22 protein-coding genes are annotated in these 26,460 nt (G+C 57.7%); 10 read left to right on the forward strand and 12 right to left on the reverse strand.

Annotated elements, in window-relative coordinates:
* Positions 1–600: 600 nt before the first annotated feature.
* Together AD663_RS27285 and AD663_RS27290 are read right to left on the reverse strand one after the other, a co-directional pair.
* The gene (locus AD663_RS27285; RefSeq protein ID WP_003187006.1) at positions 601–1,821 is read right to left on the reverse strand and encodes a CaiB/BaiF CoA-transferase family protein; all 1,221 of its coding nucleotides are present in this window, start codon (positions 1,819–1,821) and stop codon (positions 601–603) included.
* Positions 1,822–1,834: 13 nt separating this feature from the next.
* On the reverse strand, positions 1,835–3,016 hold the full coding sequence (locus AD663_RS27290; protein ID WP_003187007.1) for an acyl-CoA dehydrogenase: 1,182 nt from the start codon (positions 3,014–3,016) through the stop codon (positions 1,835–1,837).
* A gap of 157 nt (positions 3,017–3,173) precedes the next feature.
* Between AD663_RS27290 and AD663_RS27295 the strand changes: the two genes are divergently transcribed.
* The 10 genes from AD663_RS27295 (at position 3,174) to AD663_RS27340 (ending at position 12,991) form a co-directional block, all read left to right on the forward strand.
* Complete coding sequence (locus AD663_RS27295) at positions 3,174–4,073, forward strand: LysR family transcriptional regulator (protein WP_003187008.1); 900 nt, start codon at positions 3,174–3,176, stop codon at positions 4,071–4,073.
* Between the two features lie 431 nt (positions 4,074–4,504).
* The gene (locus AD663_RS27300) at positions 4,505–5,626 is read left to right on the forward strand and encodes a Re/Si-specific NAD(P)(+) transhydrogenase subunit alpha (RefSeq protein WP_003187009.1); all 1,122 of its coding nucleotides are present in this window, start codon (positions 4,505–4,507) and stop codon (positions 5,624–5,626) included.
* Positions 5,627–5,641: 15 nt separating this feature from the next.
* The gene (locus tag AD663_RS27305) at positions 5,642–5,965 is read left to right on the forward strand and encodes an NAD(P) transhydrogenase subunit alpha (protein ID WP_003187010.1); all 324 of its coding nucleotides are present in this window, start codon (positions 5,642–5,644) and stop codon (positions 5,963–5,965) included.
* Positions 5,965–7,401, forward strand: coding sequence for an NAD(P)(+) transhydrogenase (Re/Si-specific) subunit beta (locus AD663_RS27310; protein ID WP_003187011.1), 1,437 nt, complete (start codon positions 5,965–5,967; stop codon positions 7,399–7,401). The genes AD663_RS27305 and AD663_RS27310 overlap by 1 nt, the downstream gene beginning before the upstream one ends.
* Positions 7,402–7,598: 197 nt before the next feature.
* On the forward strand, positions 7,599–9,092 hold the full coding sequence (locus AD663_RS27315) for an acetyl-CoA hydrolase/transferase family protein (RefSeq protein WP_053214865.1): 1,494 nt from the start codon (positions 7,599–7,601) through the stop codon (positions 9,090–9,092).
* A gap of 318 nt (positions 9,093–9,410) precedes the next feature.
* Entirely contained in the window at positions 9,411–9,626 is a 216-nt protein-coding gene (locus tag AD663_RS27320) for a DUF1127 domain-containing protein (RefSeq protein WP_003187014.1), read from the forward strand.
* Positions 9,627–9,953: 327 nt separating this feature from the next.
* A complete protein-coding gene (locus AD663_RS27325) occupies positions 9,954–10,271 on the forward strand; it encodes a DUF2388 domain-containing protein (protein ID WP_003187016.1) in 318 nt (105 codons plus the stop codon).
* A 106-nt stretch (positions 10,272–10,377) separates the two neighbouring features.
* Positions 10,378–10,686: a DUF2388 domain-containing protein gene (locus AD663_RS27330; protein ID WP_003187017.1), complete on the forward strand. Its 309-nt coding sequence runs from the start codon at positions 10,378–10,380 to the stop codon at positions 10,684–10,686.
* Between the two features lie 26 nt (positions 10,687–10,712).
* Positions 10,713–11,033, forward strand: coding sequence for a DUF2388 domain-containing protein (locus tag AD663_RS27335; RefSeq protein ID WP_003187020.1), 321 nt, complete (start codon positions 10,713–10,715; stop codon positions 11,031–11,033).
* Entirely contained in the window at positions 11,030–12,991 is a 1,962-nt protein-coding gene (locus AD663_RS27340; RefSeq protein WP_003187022.1) for a DUF4105 domain-containing protein, read from the forward strand. The genes AD663_RS27335 and AD663_RS27340 overlap by 4 nt, the downstream gene beginning before the upstream one ends.
* A gap of 100 nt (positions 12,992–13,091) precedes the next feature.
* Here the strand turns inward: AD663_RS27340 and AD663_RS27345 are convergent, their stop codons facing one another.
* The 10 genes from AD663_RS27345 to tssH all read right to left on the reverse strand — a co-directional run bounded on the left by AD663_RS27345 (position 13,092) and on the right by tssH (position 26,460).
* Positions 13,092–14,024, reverse strand: a complete 933-nt coding sequence (locus AD663_RS27345; protein ID WP_003187024.1) for a serine/threonine-protein kinase — start codon at positions 14,022–14,024, stop codon at positions 13,092–13,094.
* Entirely contained in the window at positions 14,021–14,740 is a 720-nt protein-coding gene (locus tag AD663_RS27350) for a PP2C family serine/threonine-protein phosphatase (RefSeq protein ID WP_003187025.1), read from the reverse strand. Before AD663_RS27350 ends, AD663_RS27345 begins: the two co-directional genes overlap by 4 nt.
* Positions 14,740–18,222 (reverse strand): type VI secretion system membrane subunit TssM, encoded by a 3,483-nt coding sequence (gene tssM, locus AD663_RS27355; RefSeq protein WP_053214866.1) that lies wholly within the window; start codon positions 18,220–18,222, stop codon positions 14,740–14,742. Before tssM ends, AD663_RS27350 begins: the two co-directional genes overlap by 1 nt.
* A 13-nt stretch (positions 18,223–18,235) precedes the next feature.
* On the reverse strand, positions 18,236–19,099 hold the full coding sequence (gene icmH, locus AD663_RS27360; protein ID WP_053214867.1) for a type IVB secretion system protein IcmH/DotU: 864 nt from the start codon (positions 19,097–19,099) through the stop codon (positions 18,236–18,238).
* A gap of 5 nt (positions 19,100–19,104) precedes the next feature.
* Positions 19,105–20,436, reverse strand: coding sequence for a type VI secretion system baseplate subunit TssK (gene tssK, locus AD663_RS27365; RefSeq protein WP_003187028.1), 1,332 nt, complete (start codon positions 20,434–20,436; stop codon positions 19,105–19,107).
* Positions 20,433–20,933 (reverse strand): type VI secretion system lipoprotein TssJ, encoded by a 501-nt coding sequence (tssJ, locus tag AD663_RS27370; RefSeq protein ID WP_003187030.1) that lies wholly within the window; start codon positions 20,931–20,933, stop codon positions 20,433–20,435. The genes tssK and tssJ overlap by 4 nt, the downstream gene beginning before the upstream one ends.
* Before the next feature lie 4 nt (positions 20,934–20,937).
* Entirely contained in the window at positions 20,938–22,131 is a 1,194-nt protein-coding gene (gene tagH / locus AD663_RS27375) for a type VI secretion system-associated FHA domain protein TagH (protein ID WP_003187031.1), read from the reverse strand.
* Positions 22,132–22,150: 19 nt separating this feature from the next.
* Positions 22,151–22,291: a hypothetical protein gene (locus AD663_RS27380; protein WP_003187032.1), complete on the reverse strand. Its 141-nt coding sequence runs from the start codon at positions 22,289–22,291 to the stop codon at positions 22,151–22,153.
* A 61-nt stretch (positions 22,292–22,352) separates the two neighbouring features.
* A complete protein-coding gene (locus AD663_RS27385; RefSeq protein WP_003187033.1) occupies positions 22,353–23,864 on the reverse strand; it encodes a sigma-54-dependent Fis family transcriptional regulator in 1,512 nt (503 codons plus the stop codon).
* Positions 23,865–23,874: 10 nt separating this feature from the next.
* Entirely contained in the window at positions 23,875–26,460 is a 2,586-nt protein-coding gene (tssH, locus tag AD663_RS27390; RefSeq protein ID WP_053214868.1) for a type VI secretion system ATPase TssH, read from the reverse strand.

The raw sequence follows: 26,460 nt of genomic DNA on the forward strand, positions 1-26,460 counted from the left end.
AATCGTTGGTTACATCTTTGATTTCTCGCGGAGTAACTTGTGATGCTGATAATCTGTTGACTAGCAGTCTGACCCCACAAGCACCCACACGAATTGCTTGATTCAGTTGTTAAAGAGCGGTGGGTTGATTCTTTCGTCTCAACCGAGGCGCGCATTCTACAGCGCCTGGTGTTGCTGTCAAGCGGTTATTTTCAGAAGTTTTCAAAGTTTCGCTTCGGAAACATCAACAACTTCAACCACTTGCGCTTCCGATCTCTCGTTAGCGGGAGGCGAATTCTACAGCGTTACTCGCTGCTGTCAACACCTCTTTTTCACCGCTTTCGACCGAGAAGATCGAATCGTCAACAGAGCCTTACAACACCGCCCCATCAACTCCTTCCGGACCTCGATGAACTGAAGCCCCGCACCCTCGAAACCTACTTAACTCATTGAATATCAAGGAGTTTTCCGTTTCGACTGCGCCGGAAGTGGGGCGAATTATAGACGTCTGGATTTTGCCGTCAACCTTTAATTTCGCTTTTCTATCAAGAAGTTACCGAATGCCTGGAAACCAAGCTCCCGGCATCCTGAAAGGCTTCCTCTTCTATATAGAAGAACGACTCAAAGCACGCCGGCTTCTTTGAACGCCGTCACAGCCATCTCATCCAACCCCAACACTCGCTGCAAGACCTCCAGCGTATGCTCCCCTAATAAAGGAGGCGCATTTCGGTACTCCACGGGCGTTTCGGAGAGACGAATCGGGCTAGCCACCTGGGGGACCTTGCCAGCCAGCACGTGAGGCAATTCCATCGCCAATCCACGCGCTTGTACCTGAGGATCAGCAAATACCTGAGCAAGGTCGTTGATTGGTCCGCAAGGCACACCCGCCCGCTCCAACTGGACCACCCACTCGGCGGTGGTCTTGAACACCGTCGCCTGGCGAATCAAAGGAATCAGCACCGCTCGGTTTGCCACCCGCAACTTGTTGGTGGCAAACCGGGGGTCGTCGGCCCACTGAGGCTGACCGGCCACCTCGGCGAACTTTCGGAACTGGCCATCATTACCAACGGTAAGGATGAAGTCTCCGTCAGCCGTAGGAAAATCCTGATAAGGCACGATATTCGGATGGGCGTTGCCTAGCCGCTTCGGCGCGTTGCCTGTGGTCAGGTAATTCATTGCCTGGTTAGCCAGGCAAGCCACCTGAACATCCAGCAATGCCATATCAATGTGCTGCCCGCCACCTTCATGATCGCGATGAGCCAGCGCCGCCAGAATGGCGGCAGTCGAATACAGCCCCGTGAGAATATCCGTCAGCGCAACCCCAACCTTGACCGGACCCGCCCCTTCATCACCTTCAGGCCGACCAGTGAGGCTCATCAAGCCCCCCAACCCTTGAATCATAAAGTCATAGCCAGCGCGCTTGGCATAAGGGCCGGTCTGACCAAAACCAGTGATCGAGCAGTAGATCAATTCTGGATTGATTGTCTTCAGCGACTCGTAATCCAACCCATAAGCCGCCAACCCGCCGACTTTGAAATTCTCGATCAGGATGTCGGACTTGGCCGCCAACTCTTTTACCAGACGCTGCCCTTCCGGACGCGTGAAGTCGATGGTGACCGATTGTTTGTTACGGTTGGCCGATAAGTAGTAAGCCGCTTCAGTCGTATTCTCACCACGAGCATCCTTTAAGAAGGGCGGGCCCCAGGCGCGCGTATCGTCACCATTACCGGGACGTTCGACCTTGATGACGTCCGCCCCCAGGTCCGCCAGGATCTGTCCGGCCCACGGCCCTGCCAATACTCTCGATAAATCCAATACCCGCAGATGCGAAAGCGCGCCCATGGCCGTTCTCCTATTAATAGAACGCCTGGATACCCGTTTGCGCACGCCCAAGAATCAGCGCATGTACGTCATGAGTGCCTTCATAAGTGTTCACCACCTCCAGGTTCACGAGATGACGAGCGATGCCGAACTCATCGGAAATACCGTTGCCGCCCAGCATGTCCCGCGCCATGCGCGCGATATCCAAGGACTTGCCGCAGGAGTTGCGCTTCATGATCGAGGTGATCTCAACCGCGGCGGTACCTTCATCTTTCATACGTCCTAGACGCAGACATCCTTGCAAGGCGAGGCAAATTTCTGTCTGCATGTCGGCCAACTTCTTCTGGATCAACTGAGTGGCAGCCAGCGGACGACCGAACTGCTGGCGGTCCAGCGTGTATTGGCGAGCGGTGTGCCAGCAGAACTCAGCGGCACCCAAGGCCCCCCAAGAAATACCATAACGTGCCGAGTTCAAGCAGGTGAACGGCCCCTTCAGACCGCGCACGTCAGGAAAAATGTTTTCTTCCGGAACGAACACGTTGTCCATGACAATCTCGCCCGTGATCGACGCACGCAACCCGACCTTGCCATGGATAGCCGGAGCACTCAGGCCTTTCCAGCCCTTCTCAAGAACGAAACCGCGAATATCACCCGCATCGTCCTTACCCCAAACGACAAATACGTCAGCAATCGGGCTGTTAGTAATCCACATCTTGCTGCCCGTCAGGCTGTAGCCTCCTTCCACTTTGCGCGCACGAGTAATCATCGCGCCCGGGTCAGAACCGTGGTTCGGCTCGGTCAGACCGAAGCAGCCGATCCACTCGCCCGATGCCAGCTTCGGCAAGTACTTCTGTTTTTGCGCCTCGGTGCCGAATTCATTGATCGGTACCATGACCAGCGAGGATTGCACGCTCATCATCGAACGGTAGCCGGAATCGACACGCTCCACTTCTCGAGCGATCAAGCCATAGCTGACGTAGTTCAGCCCACTACCGCCGTACTGCTCGGGAATGGTTGCCCCCAGGAGTCCGACTTCACCCATCTCACGGAAGATCGCCGGGTCGGTTTTTTCATGGCGGAACGCCTCCAGCACCCGTGGCGCGAGCTTTTGCTGGGCGAATTGCTCGGCAGTGTCGCGGATCATGCGTTCTTCTTCAGTGAGCTGCTGATCCAGCAACAATGGGTCGATCCAATTGAAGCTCGCTTTACCGGCCATGAAAGAGTCCTCACCAATTGAATGAATAATCGTGGATTGATCCTAGGCTCCGTTTCCTACAAGGGCAAACGAGGATTCCGCATGCTGTTGTGCTAATTTCTCACTCCGAAAGTGCCTAAAACGCCGTTTATATCGATGACGAGTGAGGTAGCCGTACATGCGTCGCAAAATTCCCAGCACTGCCGCCCTGATCAGTTTCGAGGCTGCTGCACGCCACGAGAGCTTTACCAAGGCCGCGCAAGAGCTGTCTCTAACGCAAGGTGCGGTCTGCCGGCAAATCGCCAGCCTGGAAGACTTCCTAAGCGTGGAGCTTTTCCGTCGCTCACGTCGCGGCGTCAAGCTGACCGAAGCGGGCCTTTCCTACAGTCGCCGGGTTGCCACTCAACTGGACGCCGTCGAACGTGACACGCTTTCGGTGATGGGACACACCGGCGCGAACGTAATTGAACTGGCGGTGGTGCCGACGTTTGGCACCCAATGGCTGCTACCGCGCCTGAAGGACTTCCAGCAGCGACATCCGGAAGTGATCGTCAACCTGACCAACCGCACGCGTCCGTTTCTGTTTGCAGACACGGACTTCGACGCCGCCATCTATTTCGGAGATGCGGATTGGTCCGGTACCGAATCCCACAAATTGATGGGAGAAAATCCGATGCCGGTATGCAGCCCAGCTTTATTAGACGGTCGTGACGGCCTGTCGCCAGAAGCCATTGCCGAAATGCCCTTGCTTCAGCAGACCACACGCCCCTATGCGTGGCGCCAATGGTTCAACTCACAAAACCTGAACATCGCGCGCGACCTGACAGGACCACGTTATGAACTATTCTCAATGCTTGCCCAAGCAGCGATGCACGACATGGGGATTGCCTTGATCCCGCCATTCCTGATCCAACGCGAGTTGGCGGAAAAACGCTTGGTGGTTGCCAACAGCAACGCCCTGTCGAGCATTAAGGCTTACTACCTGATGATTCCAGAACGAAAAGTCGAATCCGCATCACTGAAAGCCTTTCGTGATTGGCTGGTGGAACAGGCGAGAAGTTATCACCTTGATAAATAAGGCTATTATGGGCTTTGAAATAGGTAGTAGAACATCCGACAACCCTACAGATATAAATATTTGTCGCATTTTTTGGAACTGTTTATGACTCAGTACAATCGTCCCAAACCGTTGAGCTACGTGGCTTTGAGCCATAACGAACCGCTCATAAGGCCTCATTCATCTTAGCGATGGGATAATTTTCGGTTGGACTGCGTAGATCCTTTTAAATCAAGGCCTGCAAGGGACTTCATCTGTCGGTTGCGACATTCGGTCACAGGGTGACTTGTAGTTAATTTTCCGTCACACGTCATAATCCCTTGAAGGGCTGAATTTTCGCCTGCAAAATGCCGCGCCCCGCCTGTCTCGGCGGGATCGTGCTGATCGGCCGCCCCAGTCGCACCATCCGAAGTGCCTGGGTTTACTCAATAAGATCACGCAGGAGATTTGACGTGCACATTGGTGTTCCCCTCGAAACCCAAACGGGTGAAACACGGGTTGCTGCTACCCCGGAAACCATCAAGAAGCTGATCGGCCAAGGCCATAAAGTCACTGTCCAAAGCGGCGCCGGTATTAAAGCCAGCGTTATCGACAGTGCCTACGAAGCAGCGGGCGCAACCATTGGCAGCGCCAGCGAGGCGTTCGGCGCCGAGTTGATCCTCAAGGTGGTCGCCCCCAGCGACAGCGAGCTGACGCTGATCAAGAGTGGCACCGTTCTGGTGGGCATGCTCAACCCGTTCAACAACGAAACCATCGGCAAGCTGGCCGAACGCGGCATTACCGCGTTCGCCCTCGAGGCCGCACCACGCACCTCCCGCGCACAGAGCCTGGACGTGCTGTCATCCCAAGCGAACATCGCCGGCTATAAGGCCGTGCTGCTGGCCGCCCATCACTACCCACGCTTCATGCCGATGCTGATGACTGCCGCAGGCACCGTGAAAGCGGCGCGCGTGCTGATTCTCGGCGCCGGTGTGGCCGGGCTGCAGGCGATTGCGACGGCCAAGCGCCTGGGCGCGGTGATCGAGGCTTCGGACGTGCGTCCTGCGGTAAAAGAGCAAATCGAATCCCTTGGCGCCAAGTTCGTCGACGTGCCTTATGAAACCGATGAAGAGCGTGAATGCGCCGTCGGCGTCGGCGGTTACGCCCGGCCCATGCCTGCCAGCTGGATGCAGCGCCAGGCCCAGGCCGTGCACGAGCGCGCCAAACAGGCTGACATCGTCATCACCACCGCGCTGATTCCGGGCCGCAAGGCACCGACGCTGCTGAGTGCCGAAACCGTCGCGCAGATGAAACCTGGCTCGGTGGTCGTCGATCTCGCAGCGGCCCAAGGCGGCAACTGCCCGCTGACCGTGGCTGATCAGGTCGTGATCGAAAATGGCGTGACCATTTGCGGCCCGACCAATCTGGCCGGCGAAGTCGCGGCCGACGCTTCGGCGCTATACGCCCGCAACCTGCTGGACTTCCTGAAGCTGGTCTTCACCAAGGAAGGTCAGTTCGACGTGAACCTGGAAGACGACATCGTCGCCGCGTGCCTGATGTGCCGCGACGGCCAAGTCATCCGTAAAAACGCCTAAGCAGGGATTCAGACAATGGAAGAGCTTATCTCCCCCGGTATCTACAACCTGATCATCTTTGTGCTGGCAATTTATGTCGGTTACCACGTGGTCTGGAACGTAACGCCTGCACTGCACACACCGTTGATGGCGGTGACCAATGCCATTTCGGCGATCGTGATCGTCGGCGCCATGCTGGCCGCCGCGCTGACCGTGACGCCGCTGGGCAAAACCATGGGCACACTCGCCGTGGCCCTGGCCGCCGTGAACGTGTTCGGCGGCTTCCTGGTGACGCGCCGCATGCTTGAGATGTTCAAGAAAAAAGCCCCGAAAGCCGTAAAAGAAGAGGCGCCCAAGTAATGAGCATGAACCTGGTAACGACGCTCTACCTGATCGCGTCCATCTGTTTCATCCAGGCCCTCAAAGGCCTGTCGCACCCCACCACATCGCGCCGTGGCAACCTGTTCGGCATGCTCGGCATGGCGCTGGCGGTGCTCACTACCGTGGGCCTCATCTATAAGCTGGGTGCTGAGCTTGCGACCGCCGGTATCGGCTACGTCATCGTCGGCCTGCTAGTCGGCGGCACCGCCGGCTCGATCATGGCCAAGCGCGTCGAGATGACCAAGATGCCGGAGCTGGTGGCGTTCATGCACAGCATGATCGGCCTGGCGGCGGTGTTCATTGCCATCGCGGCAGTGGTTGAGCCGCAATCCCTGGGCATCGTCAAGCAGCTGGGCGATTCGATTCCGGCCGGCAACCGTCTGGAGCTGTTCCTCGGGGCAGCGATCGGTGCGATCACCTTCTCCGGTTCGGTGATCGCGTTTGGCAAGCTGTCGGGCAAGTACAAGTTCCGCCTGTTCCAAGGCGCACCCGTACAGTTCGGTGGTCAACACAAGCTCAACCTGATCCTCGGCCTGGCAACCCTGGGCCTGGGCCTGGCATTCATGCTCACCGGCAATCTCAGCGCCTTCGCCTTGATGTTGGCCCTGGCGTTCGTGCTGGGCGTGCTGATCATCATCCCGATTGGCGGCGCCGATATGCCCGTCGTTGTGTCGATGCTCAACAGCTATTCGGGCTGGGCTGCAGCGGGTATCGGGTTCTCGCTGAACAACTCGATGCTGATCATTGCCGGCTCGTTGGTAGGCTCAAGCGGTGCGATCCTGTCGTACATCATGTGTAAGGCGATGAACCGTTCGTTCTTCAACGTGCTGCTTGGCGGTTTCGGCAACACAGCGGATGCCGCTGGCCCGGCAGGTTCCAAGGAAGCCCGTCCGGTTAAATCCGGTTCCGCTGACGATGCGACCTTCCTGCTGACCAACGCCGACACCGTGATCATCGTGCCGGGCTACGGCCTGGCGGTGGCGCGGGCACAGCATGCGCTCAAGGAGCTGACCGAAAAACTGACCCACCATGGCGTGACCGTGAAATACGCGATCCACCCGGTGGCCGGGCGCATGCCGGGGCACATGAACGTATTGCTGGCCGAGGCCGAAGTGCCTTACGACCAGGTGTTCGAGATGGAGGACATCAACTCCGAGTTCGGCCAGGCCGACGTGGTGTTGGTGCTCGGTGCCAACGACGTGGTCAACCCCGCAGCGAAGAACGATCCGAAGTCGCCGATTGCCGGCATGCCGATCCTCGAGGCTTTCAAGGCCAAGACCATCATCGTCAACAAGCGCTCGATGGCCAGCGGTTACGCCGGCCTGGACAACGAGCTGTTCTATCTCGACAAGACCATGATGGTGTTCGGTGACGCCAAGAAGGTCATCGAAGACATGGTCAAAGCGGTGGAATAATCCTCACCGTTTCGCCAAAACGCCCCGACTTGTCGGGGCGTTTTGATTTGTATCAAGGCCCAGCGTTACGGATCCTGTAAAGATGTTTTGCCTGAAACCCCCGTAATAGACGCCTGAAATGCGACTTTTGTAGCGGGTCGGGTACCGCGCGAATTCACTAGACTGCGCATCCTGCTTCCAGCCCGAGATAACCACCTATGTACCGTGATCGCATCCGTCTGCCTTCGTTGTGGGAAAAAGTGACGAGCGCTGCTGAGGCAGCCTTGTTGATTCAGGACGGCATGACTGTCGGCATGAGCGGTTTCACCCGAGCCGGTGAGGCGAAAGCGGTTCCTCACGCCCTGGCCGAGCGTGCCAAGGTCACTCCGCTGAAAATCAACCTGATGACCGGCGCGAGCCTGGGTAACGACCTGGACAAGGAACTCACCGAAGCCGGTGTGCTGGCGCGTCGCATGCCTTTTCAGGTCGACAGCACGTTACGCAAGGCGATCAACGCAGGCGAAGTGATGTTCATCGACCAGCATCTCTCGGAAACCGTCGAGCAACTGCGCAACGGCCAGCTCAAGCTGCCCGACATTGCCGTGATCGAAGCAGTCGCCATTACCGAGCAAGGGCACATTGTGCCGACCACTTCGGTGGGCAACTCCGCCAGTTTCGCGATCTTCGCCCGGCAAGTGATTATTGAAATCAACATGGCGCACAATCCGAATCTGGAAGGGCTGCACGACATCTATATCCCGACCTACCGCCCCACGCGCACGCCTATTCCTCTGGTAAAAGTCGATGACCGTATCGGCAGCACGGCGATTCCGATCCCACCGGAAAAGATCGCCGCCATTGTCATTACCAACCAACCGGATTCGCCTTCGACCGTCATACCACCAGACAGCGATACGCAGGCCATTGCCGATCACTTGATCGACTTCTTAAAGCAGGAAGTGGCAGCCGGGCGCATGACCAACAAACTCGGCCCGTTGCAGGCCGGTATTGGCAACATCGCCAATGCGGTGATGTGCGGGCTGATCGATTCGCCGTTCGAAGATCTGACCATGTATTCCGAGGTCTTGCAGGACTCAACGTTTGATCTGATTGATGCCGGCAAGCTGAGCTTCGCTTCAGGCAGCTCCATTACCTTGTCGAGTCGACGCAACGCCGACGTGTTTGGACACCTGGAGAAGTACAAGGACAAACTGGTCCTGCGCCCGCAGGAAATTTCCAACCATCCCGAGGTCGTGCGCCGGCTTGGCATCATCGGCATCAACACCGCGCTTGAGTTCGATCTGTACGGCAACGTCAACTCCACTCATGTCTGCGGCACGCGCATGATGAATGGCATTGGCGGCTCGGGGGACTTTGCCCGCAACGCGCATCTGGCGATTTTCGTGACCAAGTCGATCGCCAAGGGTGGCGCGATTTCCAGCGTCGTGCCGATGGTCAGCCATGTGGATCATACCGAGCATGACGTCGACATCCTGGTGACCGAAATCGGCCTGGCCGACTTGCGAGGCCTTGCGCCAAGGGAGCGGGCCCGTGTGGTCATCGACAATTGTGTGCATCCGTCGTACCGCCAGGCGCTGAATGATTACTTCGAAGCTGCGTGCGCTTTAGGTGGGCATACGCCACATATCTTGCGTGACGCACTGAGCTGGCACCTGAACCTGGAAGAAACCGGGCGGATGTTGGCGGTTTGATACAGCTGGATCAGCTGTTGTGTAGATACAGTTTTTGTCAGCTGCTCTCCAAGAAGGAACATTGACAAAAACTGTACTGCTGTACCGGTTGTTTTCGACTGTCTTTTCGGACGAACTCTTATTAAAACGCCAAATACGCACCAAAGCAGTGCGCACAAGTACAGTTGCCTCAATATTGACCAGCACACCGCTGTTTAACAGTTAACTGGTCTCTCACAATACAGGTGAACTGTATCTAGAGAGACTGGCCAAACCAGAGGATCATGGGCACCAGTTAAACCACTACCTAATCCCGCCACAAGCGGAAGGATGTCAACCATGGAACGTACACTCAGTTCCGAGCTGTTTTTCGAAGACAAAGCTGAAAAAAACCAGGCTTCCCTGCCTCTTCGCGTTATCGCTAACCTGATGTTGTGGCAGCGCCGCATCGCCAGCCGCCACCAGTTGGCTCGTCTGGATTCGCGCCTGCTGGCCGACGCCGGTATCAGCGAAGCACAACGCTACGAAGAGCTGAGCAAGCCGTTCTGGCGCTAACTTAGCGTCGCTGGCCCTGACCCACCGGGTCCACCGCCAGCACCGAATTGAACAAACAAGACCCGTCGCGGGTAACCGCGACGGGTCTTGTCGTTTCAGGGTTTGATTCTCGAAAATGGGCTGGAAATTACAGTTTAAGAAAATAGTTAAGATGACCAGTACAGTTTCGTCATTGGCATTTGCATGCGCACACGGATCATTGGTAAAAGCTGTCAGCCGAAGCGTTCTGCCCTAATATCAATGCAAACGTGGCGAAGCGAATCGAGGATGCGTCTCTTCTACCAGCTACCTGCGCCACAGGCCCCCTTACGTTAAAGGAGTTTCACCATGACCCGTCTCCGTCTGCTCAGCGCAACGGCCCTGTTGGCTTTGGCCGCTCACGCCAACGCCAGCAGCTTTATCGTTACCACCGACTCCATCGTCGGCGCTCTCAAGGCCACATCCGATGCGAGCTCCGACGCAACCTCATCGCTGCGGGACAACAAAATCGTTCAGGCCGCCCGCGATGACGCCGCCAGCTTCGTCGCCAGCGAAGGTGCCATTCGCGGCGTGAAACTGGAAAGCGCCCTGGATTACATCCGCCAACAGGCACCCCAGCTGAACGCCACCGATGCGCAGTTGGCCCAGGCAATTCTGGTTATCTGATGCAACATGAAACATCGGGCACCATAAGGTGTTCCGGTGTTTCAGCGCTGGCTCTGGACCGAGGGTTTGCGCTAGCCTTCAGGCTCACTATCAACCGTCGAGCCCCATGCGTTTTTACTCACATCTGCCCATCGTTTTTTCATTTGCAGCGTTTTGCTGGTCCATCACGGCCCAAGCCTTCGATGTGTCTACCCAGCAGGTGGTCGTCAGCGGCTATGCCACGAGCATGGTGACCTCCGCGCCCTTCGACCATAAAATGATCGTCGCCGCTCGCGATGATGCCGCGGCATTCATCGCCAGTGACGGACAGCTGCGAGGTGCACAGCTGGAATCGGCCTTGGATTACCTGCGGCGGACCCAGCCGAAACTTCATGTCAGCGACCTTGAACTGGCACAGGCAATTCTCGTCCAATAGTTATCTTTATTTTCCGGAGTCGTTCCATGCGTAGCCCGCTGATTGCTGCCGCCCTAGGCCTGCTGGTATTGGCCGATGTGGCCCAGGCACATACCCTGGTAGCCACCAGTAACATCATCGTTCGCGCTTCCCAGCGCACGATTGATTTCACTTCCGACACCACCACATCCATCCGTGATTCCAAAATCGTGCGTGAAGCCCACGACGACGCGGCCAGTTTCGTCGCCAGTAACGGTGAAATCCGCGGGGCTCACCTCGAAGCAGCCTTCGACACCTTGCGCACCCGCGTGCCGGAAGCCCGCGATGCCAGTGACCAGGTTCTCGCCGAAGCCATCCTCGCATTGTGAGGCGGCTCGCCGCCTGGCTGGCGGCCGGGGTGTTGTTGCTCACCGGCAGCATTGCCCAGGCCGGCCTGCGACTACACCTTAACGCCGAGGGGCTGAGCCCCGCGCAACAGCAGGCCAGCCAGGCGCTTCTCGACGAAGCCATGCAGGCGCTGCCGCCACGCTTCGTCGAGCAGTTGGACCGGCGCATCGACGTCGGCTGGACCGACCAGATGCCCGCCAACGCCTACGGCCAGGCCTCGCTGGTTTCGCAACTGGACCTCAATCGCAACCTGCTGGACAGCCTTGCCGACGGCACCGCTGCAACGCAGAAAACCCATCGTCCCCACGGCACCGTGCGGCGTGAAATGCTCGCCACGGTCCTTCACGAACTCACCCACATCTATGATCGCTCGCGCTTATGGCCGGACGCTGAGCGCGCGCTGATCCAACGCTGCACCCGACGCAACAGCAGCGCCGGGCTGATCGGCCTCCCGGACGAATGCCGGGGCCAGAACGACCGCCGCTTCACCCTCAGCGATGACCCGCGCCTGCTGGACCTGGCCGGCTGGCCGCAATACGTTGGCCGTCGCGGTGAGCGCGAACAACATAACCGCCAAGTCGCCCGCAGCCCGGATCTCTACGAAACGAGCAGCCCCAAGGAGTTCGTTGCGGTCAACATGGAGTACTTCCTCCTGGACCCGAGCTACGCCTGCCGAAGGCCCGCGCTGTATCGCTATTACCAGGAACACTTCGGCTGGGCTCCCCCAGCCAAGGACACCTGCGCCAAATCGTTCGCCTTCCTCAATGCCGGTAACGATTTCGCCAAGACTCCACTGGGCAAGGTTGATCCGGAACGGGTCTACGCCATCGATTACCTGTTGGCCGAGGCAAACCAGAACTGGGTCAGCCGCTGGGGCCACAGCATGCTCCGCCTGGTGATCTGCGCACCGGGCCGCCCGCGTGGCCCGGACTGCCGACTGGACCTGGACCAACACTTGGTGCTGTCGTACCGCGCCTTCGTCGGCGACGTGCAGCTGTCGAGCTGGGACGGGCTGGTGGGCAAATACCCGTCGCGCCTGTTCGTACTGCCGCTGGCCCAGGTGATCGATGAATACACCAAGACCGAACTGCGCAGCCTGGCCTCGGTGCCGCTGAACCTGTCGCGCACCGAGATCGAGGAGACGGTCGAGCACGCCGCCGAAATGCACTGGAGCTACGATGGCAGCTATTACTTTCTGTCCAACAACTGCGCCGTCGAAAGCCTGAAGCTGCTACGCAGCGGCAGCAACAACGACCAGCTCAAAGGCCTGGACAGCATCATGCCCAACGGTCTGCTGGAGGTGCTCAAGGGCCGGGGCCTGGCAGACACAAGCGTGCTGGACGATCCCAAGGAAGCCTTGCGCCTGGGCTACCGCTTCGACTCATTCCGCGACCGGTACCAGGCGATGTTCGACGTGCTGAAAAAGCGCCTGCCGATCAAGCAACAGACCGTGGAAGACTGGCTGGCCCTGGACCCCGCCGAGCGCCGCGTGTGGTTTGCACAGGCCGACCTGCGCACCAGCGCAGCGTTGTTGTTGCTGGAACAGGCCAGTTATCGTCGGCAATTGTTGTTGGCCCAGGACGAAGTCAAACAGCGTTACCTCGGTGCCCGCGAATTGCAGAACGGCGGCATGGAACGCGCTAACGCCACGCTGCAGCAGATCCTCGCCAACAGCGGCTTCCTGAGCCGCCCCGCCGAGTTGCTGGGCAGCAGCGGCTACGGGTTGCCACAGCCCAGCGAGTGGCAACGGCTGGAATCGGAAAGCAGCCTGCGTCAGAAACAGCTCCAGACGCTGACAGGCGATCTGGACAAGGAAGTCCGGGCCTTGCTGGAACCGAGCCGCGCCGCTGAGATTGCGGCGAATGAGGAAAACGTGAAAGTAGTTGGCGAGCATTTGCGCACGTTGCACAAGGCGGGTGGCGGGTTGGAGTTGCCCTGATTGGGTGGATGGGTTGGCGGCTTGGGGCGCGAGAGCTTGCTCTCGGTGGGTGGTGAAAGCCGCCCGAAGGCGTATTACCCCTTTTTGCCCACCGACGACATCACCACCAAGAAGATACGCGACCCAAGGCATCGCGCAACTGAGCCATACCGATGACACGCTTTTCCGGATCGAACCCGAGCGCTGAGCGTAGCGCCGTCCAACAGCGTTTGGGCAGGTTGCGCGGCGCCTTGAGTTCGCGCTCCAAGCGCGCGTCGCGGGCCTGAGTCGAAGGTACGCGGCCAAACGGTGGAGTGCCGCACGCTAGTTCATAAAGCAAACAAGCCACGCCATAGACATCGACGCTTGCTGAAAGCGGCGCGCCTTCGAGCAACTCTGGAGCAGCGTAGCCCGGCGTCCAGGCGTTGAGATATTTTCGGTTCAGATTCGCGAGGTTTTTCCATGGCCCCTTATCAGCGAGGCCCAAACCGAAATCGAACAAGCGCACCCCCTCCTCTCCAAGCATGACATTGCTTGGCTTGATATCGCCGTGCAGTACGCCCCGGCTATGGGCATACACCAGGGCGTCCAGCAGAGACACGGCAACGGGTCTAAGTTCCTGCCAAGACATTCCGAATGGCCGTTCGCAGAGCAACTTATCCAGTGTCAGACCGCGCATCAGCTCCATGGTGATGAAAGCCCGTTGATGGACAGGGTCCACCTCAAAGCTGTACGGGCGAAGCACGTTCGGATGATGCAATCGCCGGGTGAGGGCAAACTCGCTATATAACAGCGCGCTGGCGTCCGGTGCTTCGTTAAGTTGCTCATTGAGCATCTTCAGCGCGATGTACGGATCGGGATCACCGTATTGCTCGTGTAACAGATCGCGCGCGCGGTATACAACGCCCATGCCGCCGGCCCCAAGCAAGCGTTCGAGACGATAGCGCCCTGCAAGTATTTCGGGCATTTCGCTGATACTGCACTTGCTAGATGCTGTGGAAGGGGTGGTTCCGACAAAGCTGAAATATGTGGAGTGGCAACCCTCTTCACTCATTGGCGGATAACCACGGCCGTCAGGTTATCCCGAGCCGGGCCACTTAGAACGTCGTCGAAAAGGCGCTCCAAGGCCAGGCTCGGCGACGCCAGACCCAACGCATTGCCAAGGGCTTCCCCGCTGAGGTCTTGGTACAAGCCATCACTGCACAACAAAAACGTATCGCCGGGATGCACATTCAGCTCCAGCACCTCCAGAGTGAGCTCTAGAGCGGCACCTACTGCGCGGGTCAGCGCCTTGGCAGCGGGATGGGTAGCAGCCTCGTTACGACTGATCTGTTGTGTGTCGATCAATTGCTGTTGCAGCGAATGATCTTTAGACAATTGGTATAACCGTCGACCGCGCCACAAGTAACAGCGGCTGTCGCCAGCCCAGACGCATACCCCACGGGAGCCCTCCAGCAGCAAGACCACAACGGTACTGCCGGTAACGCGAGGGTGAACGCCCGTGACGGTGAGCTCCTGACTCAGCCGTCTGTTGGTCCAGCGCAAGCACTGGCGCACCGCTTTCGAACGCTCGCCCAAGTCCCGACAGATCGGTAAGTCCGACAGGTTGGCAACGATCAACTGGCTGGCGATATCGCCGCCCAAATGGCCGCCCATTCCATCGGCGACTGCCCATACGCCTTGTTGCGGGCATTCAAGAAAAGCGTCCTCGTTACCTGACCGAACCTTTCCACGATCGGTCCGTGCAGCGCTGCGCCAGCCCCCGTGCATCAGAGCTGAACCGGCATTCGAAAGGTCCGTAATACACTCATGTCGAAGGGATTCGGCGTGCGTTGGCTCGTCAACAGGTAATTGGCTCGCAGACCACCCAGATCGGCCTTGAGCACACGCACATCGCGCCCTGTCAGGTATTCGGTCTGCATCAGATCAAACAGACGAAACAGCGACCATGGCCCGGTATTCTTTTCGATACCCACGCCTCGTCCGGTCATTTTATCCAGCACCAGAGCAGTTCGACCGTTCTGCGCGTCGTTCGGCCAAGTGAACGCCACTGGCAAGATTGGACCATGACGGTATTCAAGCGTCTTGTCGCCAAAACGGAACTCCGAGCGGCTCACAGTCGGATCCAGTGTGTAAGGCTCAAGCCTGAACTGCACCTGCGGTTCCGCCGGATTTTCCGCGAAAAAGCTTCGGCGAATCGTGTGCATCGCCACCATCTGGTCTAGATAGGCGTTTGAGATCGGCAAGCTTTGGCCGTCGACGTTGCGTAAACGATAGTGCCCCGGAGCGCCACTAACGAAGGGCCGAACGTAGCTTTCGAAAAATTTGTCAGCGATTCCCTGTTCCTTGAAAAACTCTCGGAAATCATTGAGCGCAACATCGCTGGCGCTATGGGCACTGAACGGGTACCGCTTGTTGATCGCCTTGGCATAAAAACTATACAGCTCGCTCTGGTAGCGCTGGCTCAAGTAGCGGTAGGAGTCGTCGAGTACCAAGCGCCAACTGTCTTCGGCCAGCACATTGAACCATGTACTAACCGGACGTGGTAAGCGAGCAGATGCGCTGCGCAGGTTGCTCAGCGCATCGCGCTGACCGTCCATACGACTCCTGGCAAATTCGAAAGCGGCGTGCTGCGGTTCACCGGCTCGGGACAGACTCGCCAGTTGCAATTGCACATCATCAAGTGCTCGCAGCACTTGGAGCAAATCGGCCGTTGGGCCATTGTCCGGTGCAAGCAGCGCATGCAGCGGTTCGAAACGCCGCTGTAAGGATCTCTGCGCAGCCCCTGGCAGACTTTCAGTCAGGGAGCCAGAGGCCTTTTTGGCCACCGCACCGAGTCTTGCAAGGGAATCTGCACCCGCCCCTGCCACTTGGGTGACCTCGTCGATTCGCTCGGCAGTGGCCTTGAATCTGGTATTTTCGCGCACTTGTACCAGCATCTTAAGAATCGGCGAATGTGCTGAGGTCAGCCCCGCAAACTGCACCGCGCCCGCGCTGTTAACCGTTTGCAAGGCTACCCTACCAACCGCTTCGCTCCAGTGGTCGGCATAGTCACGAAAGTAAAGTTGCTCCACTTCGACCATCAGGCGCCGCATATCCATGCCGCTAAGGCCTTCACCTTCACCCAAGACCCAGTCGTCGCGCAGCAATTCGGTGACTATCATCGCCCCCCTGACCGAAAAATACTGTTCATAACCCTGTCTGGTATAAAAACCGGGAATGCCATGGTCGGCGCCGGTCAGCAAAGCGCCCTGCGAACCCAGATGTTGGCTGATTCTATAAAGCGGCAGATGGCTGGCCTGTTCATGCAGCGTTTTATAGACGATGCCAGCCAGGGACTCACTGCGCAGTGCTTCCCGGGCCTGGACCACCAGCGGCTCGTTGAGCGCATGGATAAAGGGTTGCTCCAGCAAACGCGCAAAATGGACATTCAAACCTTCCTGCAATACAGCATTGCCCGCGTAGCGAAGAGACCCGTCTTCAGACATTCGGTCCTTGAGCCACGCGATATCGCGACGGTCTCGCAGGCCCAGCATCAAATATGCGCGCAAGCTATTGAATAACCGCTCACGGTCACTCCAATCATCCCGAATACGCTCTTCCAGCCTCTGCGCGACATAAGGCAATAGCTGTGCTCTCAATTCACGTGCATAAGCATCGTTCACCACAGGACTACTTGTTTCACCCTGGTATAGGCCTGCACGTTCGCGTAGCGGCACCGCCCCGCTGGACGGAAAAACCCGGGTGGCCTCGAAACGGGTATCCAGTGATTCAAGCATCGCAGCCCATTCGTCGCCTGCCATCGGAAGCGATTGCTGCTGATCCCAGCGTTGCGCCAAGGTGCGCAAACTTTCAAGGCGCTCGTGATTGGCCGAAAAACCGTTCGCCAACAACAACCCGAACAAGCCAAGCGTCGTCAGCCCTGCGCCGTACAATGCTCGCTGCCCCCAATGGATACGACGCCGCTCGCGCTGAGCCAGATCAACCAGATCGGCTTCCGGAAAAATTACCCGACTGATCAGATGACGGATGAACCGCGAGCGCCGGCCAGGCTGTGCACCGCTGGTGCGTTGGCTCGCCTTCTTCTGTTCAGGAGAAAAGTTCCTGGTTTTGCCCGCCGGCAATGCACAGGTCAAGTAAAAGCCGCGCAGCGTGCAAACGTTTCCAGTGAACGCCTGCTCGACCAATTGGCACAAATTGGCACCGATCTGCGCCAGTTGCTCAGGGAAATCCAGGATGCTGCCACGGCGCAGCGCGTCGCGTTCCTGATGCAAACGCATGATCGTCTGACTGTTGAGCTGATGCAGCAGGGCCTGGAACTCGGCACGTAAAACGACCACGTCGCTACTACACCGATCCTGGCTGAAACTTGCGCCCAAGACCTGATCGCCTTCCTCATCCGTCAGCGAATCGAAGAACTCATTGAAGCCAGGCACACTGTCAGCTTTGCTCAGAACCAGATAAAGCGGCACTTCAATGTGTAACCTCTGGTGCAGCTCCTGCAAACGGCGACGAATCTGACAGGCCAGCGTAGTGATTTCACTCTCGCTGCCCAGTAACAGAATCTCAGTCGGCACCACCATCAGAACGCCGTTCAAGGGTCGACTGCGGCGTCGCTTGCGCAACAGTTCAAGCAATGCAGTCCATGCACTGCTGTCGACATGACTATCCGCCTGGGTCAGGTAACGCCCGGCGGTATCCACCAGCACGGCGTTTTCGGCAAAATACCAGTCGCAATGACGTGTACCCGATGCGTCGTCGAACACCTTTCGCTCTAGCCCGTTGAGAGGGAACTCCAGGCCCGAGCGATCCAGCAGGCTGGTCTTTCCACTCGCGGGCGGGCCCATTAGCAAATACCACGGCAGATCATTACGCCAGCGTTTGCCACGGCCAGAATAAAGGCTTGAGGATGCCCATGTTCTTAAAGCGGTCTTGAAGCGCGAGCGCACTTCGCGCTGCTCATCGTCCATCAGGGACTGGGGCAGGTTGCGAAGCTGTCCAGCGTCGTTGTTCTGGATGCCTGCGTTCAAACCAACACGCCCGTTGAGGAATACCATACCTAGGCCCCAGCCCAGCATAAGCATGCTGATAGTCAACATCCTTACCGTTGGATTGGCCCAGAACTTGTAGTCATTGAGGGCCAAGAATGGCCCGAGGAACCAGACCTGCAGCGCGATACAAAGGACCAGCAGCAGCGTCCAGGCCCAGGGCTGGCGCAACCAGGCACCGGTTTTCCTGAAAATCGATTTCATGACTCGTCCCTGTTCATGGTATCGCCGGAGCGGTAACCAGCTCTGGCATTAGATAAGGTTGCAGCACGCTTTTGCGTTGGTCGTCCAATACCCAGGCGAAGCTCGAATACATCATTCCCAAACAAACCAGTGTGAAGATCGCCACCGTCCAGGCCGGGACAATGCGAACCGGGTTGTTACGCTTGCCATTGAAACCCTCCCGGCGGGACGACAGCTCTCGAGGGGGATCGCCACGAACTTGACGAATCAACCGATACAGAGCGTCACGCAAACCTTCCAGCTCCAGCACCCCGCGCGGCTCAACCCGATACTTGCCCTCAAAGCCGAGGGATAGGCACAGATACAGCAACTCAAGCACTGACAAATGCTTGATGGGATTTTTCGACAAACGCTCAAGCAATTGGAAAACCTTCTCGCCGCCGAAGGTTTCGTTGTGGAACGTGCTAAGCAGACTGATCTGCGACCAGTCGCTCCGATGGCCCCACGCTGAGGTCGCGACCGCTTCATCGATTACGGTGCACAGCACATAACGGGCCGCAATCAACTGACTGTGTTCAACACCGCCCTGCAAGGCGCGGGCTTCGAACTGCTCCAGACCCCAACTTAATTCTCGCTTGAGAGTATGCAAGTCTTCCCGATCGTGACCGTGCTTGAGCTGCACCACTTGCGACAACAACCCTGACGCAGCTGCTACCAGCGGGTTGGGACTGACACTGAATATCTGACACCGCGGCAGATGCGCGGCATAGACCATCCGCTCTTGCAGCTGCTCCATGCGCGGTAGCGCGGCAGCGTCGGTCACCGGCCCTGACACAGGACGTTGTCCATGATGGTCGAGCAGGACGGTAGTTTCATCCTGAGGATTCTCCATATCCATATCGTTCAGTTCCTGATGGCCCAGAATTTCAAATCAAGCTCGGCGAAGCCTCCGCTTACATGGAATGCAAAACCTGCCGAACGCTTCAGTTGAATCAAGTCATCAGCACTGGGTTCAAGAACGAAATAGGTTTTGCTGGCATGAAATGCAATTTGCCGCGGTGCAACGGGCAAAGGCCGTATCTTGATCCCGGGGAGATGCAAGTTGACTAACTGGCGGATACGCTCCACCGAACCCACCTTGAGATGCGACGGCAATCGATGGCGCAACTCTTCGCCATCGCAATTGGCACTCGCTGCCAAGACGAACGAAGCCGAGTCCAGCAGCGTGAGATCTTGAACCGGAGCGACGATGATTCCGTATTGCCTTGCCTGCAATTGAAGTTCGACAGCGTGCTGTTCGAGCACCATCGACAACACCTGACGGATCGCTTGCATCAGGCTTCGAAAAGACCCGCCCTGGTCACTGTGCTGATAGCGATTGTCGAGCGGTGGGCGTTTATTGTCGCAAGAAAAAGTTGCCAGCTCGCCCAGCAGAATCAGTATCGCTCGGTATAGCGTTTCGGGATGTACCTGCTCCAAATCCAGATAATGGCGAAGCAACAATTCGCTACGGTTGATCAGTTGCAGCATCATGAAATCACCGACCTGCGTACCTCCCGCTTTGCCATGGGAGCAAATCCGCTCGGCGAGGCTATCGCCCCGGTGCGCAAGCATGCCAATCACCTCCTTGAGGCATGACAACAGGTAACTTGATGAGCGTGCCAGGATGAAGGTCGGCACAAAGTCCGGATCGAGCCGGATCACACCGTCCGCCGTGGCGTCGAGCACCTGGCAAAGTTTGAGTTTCACAAACGCATGGTCGCTCTGTTGTTCTCCTAACAGCAGGCGCAAGTCCGGACGGCCACAACTGATCTGGCTCCCTCCGGCCTCTCCGACGTTGGAGTCAGATATCTGCGCATCGTAAGTGGTGTAACGCGCCAGTACATCAGCTTGCTCAGGCCGCCGGGACTCAATGTAATTGCCTGTTACTAATGGCAGAGCCAGGTAGATTGGCGCATTGCGGATAGAGGAAGGTACTTCCAGGGCCAGCGGTTCGGCATTGCCACCCAACTCGAACAGGCTGCCATCTGGCAGGACGCCGCTGGCCTTGCTGACGACAAATTGGCCCATGTTGAGAAATTGCAAATCGATTTCCAGCGCCAGGAAGCCCCAGGTGTAACCGGCCAGCAACCGGGTGCGCACCTTCAATTGGTGATCGAAGTAACGATCGTTGTGTTGCAAATGCTGCGGACGCAACAACATGCCTTCCTTCCAAATGACCTTATCGTGATTCATTGGTCATTTACCTTGAGCATACTTTCAAGCGCCTTGGCGATCCCATCCTGGCCCAGGGTCAGGTTCGCTTTGGTCAACTGTTTGGCTGGTATCGGCAGTGTGTAGCGCCATCGGATGTGTGGCAGGTCACGGTATGCCGCGAGCACGCCAACATAACGACTACCCCCGGCGATACTGAGCCTGAGCTCCGTGGTTTCACCTGGACGCAGCTCCAGCTCTTCGCTGGAAACCAGATCAGGCGACAGGGTTTCTCGCGCGCGCTCATACAGGCTGAAGAAGTCTGCATTTTCAAAAGCTACCGGATGCTTGAGTTCAAACAACCGCACTACCACCGGTGATGGCCGTCCATTGAGGTCAAGGTTGAGTTGATCGCTTGCGGTGAGCGTGAGGTTGAGCTTGGTCATCGTCGAAAAGGGCGACAGCGCGGCGCAACCGGCCAACAACATTGCCATGGATACAGCCGTCAGAATCTTTAAAAACATCGTGCAGTGATACATGGGTTCATCCGTGATAGTCGGTTTGCAGGCTGGAAATCAACCGAACCTGCTCTTCATAGGCCTGGGCGAAATCCCGGACCAATAGGCGATCGGTCCAATCCTCGTCCTGACATAGCGCTTGGTGATATCGGCTATAGGCCTTCCAATAGTGGCCGGAGGTGCTGATTAGCGGCTTGTGCTCCCGCTCCAGGCGTAGGATCAACTGTCGAGGGGAAAAGTGTTCCAACGTTGCACGCAAGGTGACGCGACTGGCTGAGAGCAAAGCCACCTGGTGGGCTTGCAGGTCGTGAAATGCACGGGTAATAAGTTGCTCGGCCGATAATGGTGCTGGGTTGGTCGGCAGCAATAGCTTCTGCAGCGCGCTGTCAGCGGATTTCAATGGATTTTCCTGCTCCTCCTGAATGAATGGCTGAGGTAGACGTAATTCGTTTTTCAACTCCGAGCGTGTGCGCAGGCTCTGTTGCACCCCCCTCATGCTTTGCTTGAGCAGCAGCGCGGCGCTGATCGCCAAAGCTTCACGGGCCTCTTGGTCCAAGCTTTCGAGGCTTATCCCCAAGGCGTTACCGAAACGCTGCCAGAAATCCTCGAGGGGGTGGTCGACAGGGTCGAATGACGGGGCTGGCTCCGCCACAGACTCAGCTGGCGCTGCAACCAGCTTTGGCAGTAGGAGGTTTTCCATATCGATGCGAGCGTAATCCGAACTCCCTGGGATGTCCGGTCGTGCAGTAGCCGGATCTATCAACGCATCTATATCCATGCGGACATGCTCGTGTTGTTCCAGAGCCTTCAGCGGATCGAGGTCCAGAAATGCGTCATCCGGAATAAGGCTACCGGCCAACATCGTGCGGTTGGGGTCAACAGGTCTCATTTCAGGCCCGCAGACCAGCCGTGCAAGGATCTCGAAATCACCCATGATGTAGGCGTCTCCGTCCTGTATGCGTACCGGTGCGTCGCTGGGCAGACGTCTTCCACTTTCACGATGGGTCGTCCCATTGCCACTTGTGTCGGTCAGAAAAAATGCGCCCTCCTGGAAGCTGACCTGGGCATGACGTTTGGAAAGCAGTCGCTGGCGGTCAGGGATGATCCAATCACAGTCCTCACCTCTTCCAATGACGCCACCAGCCGGCCCGAAAGTTTTCTTGCACCGCTGCGCAGCAACGAACTGCTTGGCACTGAGCATTTCAAGAACAAGTTCCATTTATTGAAGCTCCTTGTTGTTACTTGCCGCGATTGACCGCCTGTGGATCCCCCAGGGGACGATAATCAATGTCATCGAATTTATAGTTACCGCTGCAACCCATGAGGGCGGACAGCACAATGAACGCCAGCAGAGCGGCTTGCCGGGACAAAACAGGCATCGGAATATCTCCAGGTGTGAACGAGCCAGGCTGGCATCGGTACGGGCTAGTAATGGCTGGATCAATTGAAATCACCGCGCTGAATGTTCAAGCGGCCAAGGCGATAGATCAGTGTGCGGATTGGCAAACCCAGTTCACGGGCGGCACGCGTCTTGTTGCCGGCGCTCTCGCGCAGGCAGTCGATCAGTAGGCTACGTTCGATTTGCGCCAGCCGTTCTCGTAGGGTTACGCGGCCGCGATTGGATGGGGGCTGGATGTGCAGCGTAAAATGCTCGACGCGCAGTTCGCCGTTCTCGCATAGCAGTACTGCCCTTTCTACGACGCTTTTGAGTTCACGGACATTTCCTGGGAAGCCATAGGCGGCCAGATGATCGAGCGACTCGTCTGACCAACGAACCGGAGCGCGCTGCAGGAGCGCGCAAGCCTTGTCGGCAAAGTGCCGGGCCAATTCAATAATGTCGCCCTCGCGTTGACGCAACGCCGGCAGTTGGATCGGAAACTGTGCGAGGCGGTAATACAGGTCTTCGCGAAACCTGCCCTCTTCCATCAATTGCTTCAGATCACGATGAGTGGCGGCGATGATCCGAACGTCGACGTGGTGAGTCTCGTTCGATCCCAAAGGGCGGATTTCACCCTCCTGCAAAACTCGCAACAACTTGGCTTGGAGGGACAATGGCATGTCGCCAATTTCATCTAGCAGCAGCGTGCCCCCATTGGCCGCATCGAATAGCCCGGTACGATCCCGGTCGGCACCGGTGAAAGCCCCTTTGCGATAGCCAAAAAGCTCGCTTTCCAACAAGTTTTCAGGAACGGCCGCGCAGTTCTGTACGATGAACGCCTGGGACCGACGCTGCCCATAATCATGGATAGCCCGAGCCACGACTTCCTTACCCGTACCGGTCTCGCCCCGTAACAAGATGGAGTAGGGGCTGCACAATACTTTACTGATCAGCGAGCAAGTCTGGCGCATCGCCGCGCTCCTGCCGATCAGGCCATAGTCATTGCCGGTCGGCAGATCACCGATGACATGTACGGGCTCTTCGACTGGACCGCATATGCGTCGTAATAGATGCATCTGGCCAAGCGCGAAAGCTCCAAGATGTCGCAAGGATTCAGCGAACCCATGCAAATCGACACGCTGAACACTGGCGCATAGCAACAGGCCCGTAACGCCCCCCTGCGGGTTGGCGAGGGGCACACAGAGCAGCGACTGCCAGGGCCTGGCCCGGACCGGAAGGAAACTGGTTTCATACAGGCAACTGCTCAGCTCTGTGAGGCTAACCACACGGTTCTGGCGCAGGGCAAATTGCAACAGTTGCTCGCTGTGGTAATTGAACCGTTCGGTCCGCTCCCGAAACCGCAAGAGACCATCAAGGCATTCAGCATGTACTTTCAGGTGGCCTTGACTGGCATCAAGCAAGTACAGCTGAGCCAGCTCACAACCGGTCAGTCCCGCTACACCCTGAATGAAATCCCTTACCAAACAATCACCGTCCGCCAAGCGCGAAAGTTTGGAAAACTGCGTCAAAAGCGCTTCGGCAAGGGCAAGCGGTTGGGTAGCCGTCTCGAACATCGCACCCACCTCAGGCGAACTCACACACTACGCTGACGTCGCCGTCGAGCGTAGCGTGTACATGCCGCAGTGGCTGGTCCTCCGCCATGGCCGCAACCAACCGATCGGCGACCAATGGCATCAGATGCAGGTCCAGCAGACGGTCAATCAGGCGGGCGCCACTACCATTGGGGACGTATCGTTCGACCAGATGCTCAACAAGACGCCCGCAGTAGCTGAAACCCAGCTGACGCCGGCTCAGTCGCTCCCCCAAACGATCGAGTTTGAGTTCCACCAACTCTCGCAAGACCGGCCCGCTGAGGGGGTAGTACGGCACCACACACATCCGGGCCAAAAGCGCTGGTTTGAAATGCTTGACGAGTATCGGGCCAATGGAATCTTTCAGGCGTTCGGCACTCGGACGAGCGTCGTTCTTGCACAACTCGCTGATACGCTCACTGCCCAAATTCGATGTCATCAGAATCAGTGTGTTGCGAAAGTCGATTTCCCGTCCTTCTCCATCATTGGCTATGCCTTTGTCGAAGATTTGGTAGAACAGATTCAGCACATCCGGGTCGGCTTTTTCGACCTCATCGAGCAATACCACCGAATAAGGTTTTTGCCGTACGGCTTCAGTGAGCATCCCGCCGTCACCAAAACCGACATAGCCCGGTGGCGCACCGATCAGCCGAGAGATGGTGTGTTTCTCCTGAAACTCGGCCATGTTGAGGATGGTCATGAAACGATCACCGCCGTAGAGCAGGTCGGCCAGGGCATGCGCCGTTTCGGTCTTGCCGACGCCGCTCGGACCCACTAACAGAAACACGCCCACCGGAGCATCGGGCTTGTTCAGGCCTGCCGCAGCCGATCGCATCGCAAGATCCAGCGCCTGCACCGCCTGTTCCTGGCCGCGAATACGGGTACGCAGGTCCGTCGCGAAACGGGCGACTTTTACGTTGTGCTCCCTTGCCAGTTGCGAAAGTGGTACACCGGTCCAGGCACTGATCACTTCTGCCACCAGCCGCGGGCAAACTTCAAAGCTGACCAGGCGCCCATGGACCTGCGCTGCAACCAACGCGCCATGAGTTTCACGTAATGCCGCCTCTAGAACCTCGACATCAAGCGCCTGATCCGCTGCGGCTCCCCGCGCCGCGGCCAATTGTTGACGCAGCGATAGCAGGCGCTCCGCAAGGATGCGTTGATTGGTCCACTGGTTCTCCAGCGCCCGACACTCATCCTTCATGGCACCCAGACGCGCCTCTAACGCCTCCAGCATCTGAAGATCAATAGACAAGCCGGCTCCGACATCGCGGCGCAACGCCTGGCGCTGACGCTCACTTTCGACCAACTCACCGCGTTGTCGCTCAAGGCTTTGCGGCGCAGCGGCCAGACTGATGCGCACACGAGCACAGGCGGTGTCGAGCACATCGATGGCCTTGTCAGGCAGTTGGCGCCCGGCCAGGTAACGTGCAGACAATTGCGCCGCTGCGACCACCGCATCATCACGTAGGTAAATTCCATGGCTGCTCTCGTAGGTCTGGACCAAGCCACGCAGGATGGTCACCGCCTCATCGACAGTCGGCTCGTGCAATCGCACTGGCTGGAAGCGCCGTGCCAGGGCAGGGTCCTTCTCAAAATATTTTTTGTATTCCGCCCAAGTGGTGGCGGCAATGGTGCGCAGTTCGCCCCGAGCCAACGCTGGCTTCAGCAGGTTGGCCGCATCGCCCCCCCCGGCGCTGTTACCCGCACCGATCAAGGTGTGGGCCTCGTCGATAAATAAAATGATGGGTTTGGGCGAAGTCCTGACCCCTTCGATTACACCTTTGAGACGGCGCTCGAACTCACCTTTCATGCCGGCGCCGGCCTGCAGCAGGCCCATGTCCAACGAAAGCAACTCAACGCCTTCAAGCACGGACGGTACTTCTCCCGCAGCGATACGCAAGGCCAGCCCTTCCACAATGGCGGTCTTGCCCACCCCTGCTTCACCGACCACGATTGGATTGTTTTTCCGGCGTCGAACGAGGATATCGACCATTTGCCTGATCTCACCGTCTCGACATAACACTGGGTCGAGCTGGCCTTCACGGGCCTGTTGAGTCAGGTTATGGGTAAAGCGCTCCAGCAGAAAGTCGCCCGACGCAACGGTTTGAGCTTCGGTCGGTTGGACCTGCTGTGACAGGACGAAATCTTTCAGTCGGTCGACATTCAACTTGCTAAGCAAAGCTTGATAAGGGCGATCCACATAGCGAAGCGGGTTAAGCAGCAATGCCAGGACCAATGCCGCTTGTCCAACCTGGCTCCGCCCCAATTCGAGATTGGCTACCAGCAGTGCATCTTGCAGCCATTGCACCAGCTCGGGAGCGAATGTCGGGTTACGCGAGGCGCAGCTTTCCGCTCGTCGTTGCAAGTTGACACTCAACTCGCCCGCACTTATCCGGACATCCTCCAAGGCACGCACGAGCAGACCCCGTGGGCGCTCCAACAGGCCCAACATCAAGTCTTCCACCAGAACTTCATTGGCACCACGGTCTACGCATCGCTCGGCCGAACGCTCCAGGTCGCTTCTTGTTTCGGCGTCCAATGTTTGAATAAGTCGCTGAAGATCTACGTTGATCAT

This window comes from Pseudomonas sp. Q12-87, from assembly GCF_001269755.1.
Classification (GTDB): domain Bacteria; phylum Pseudomonadota; class Gammaproteobacteria; order Pseudomonadales; family Pseudomonadaceae; genus Aquipseudomonas; species Aquipseudomonas fluorescens_S.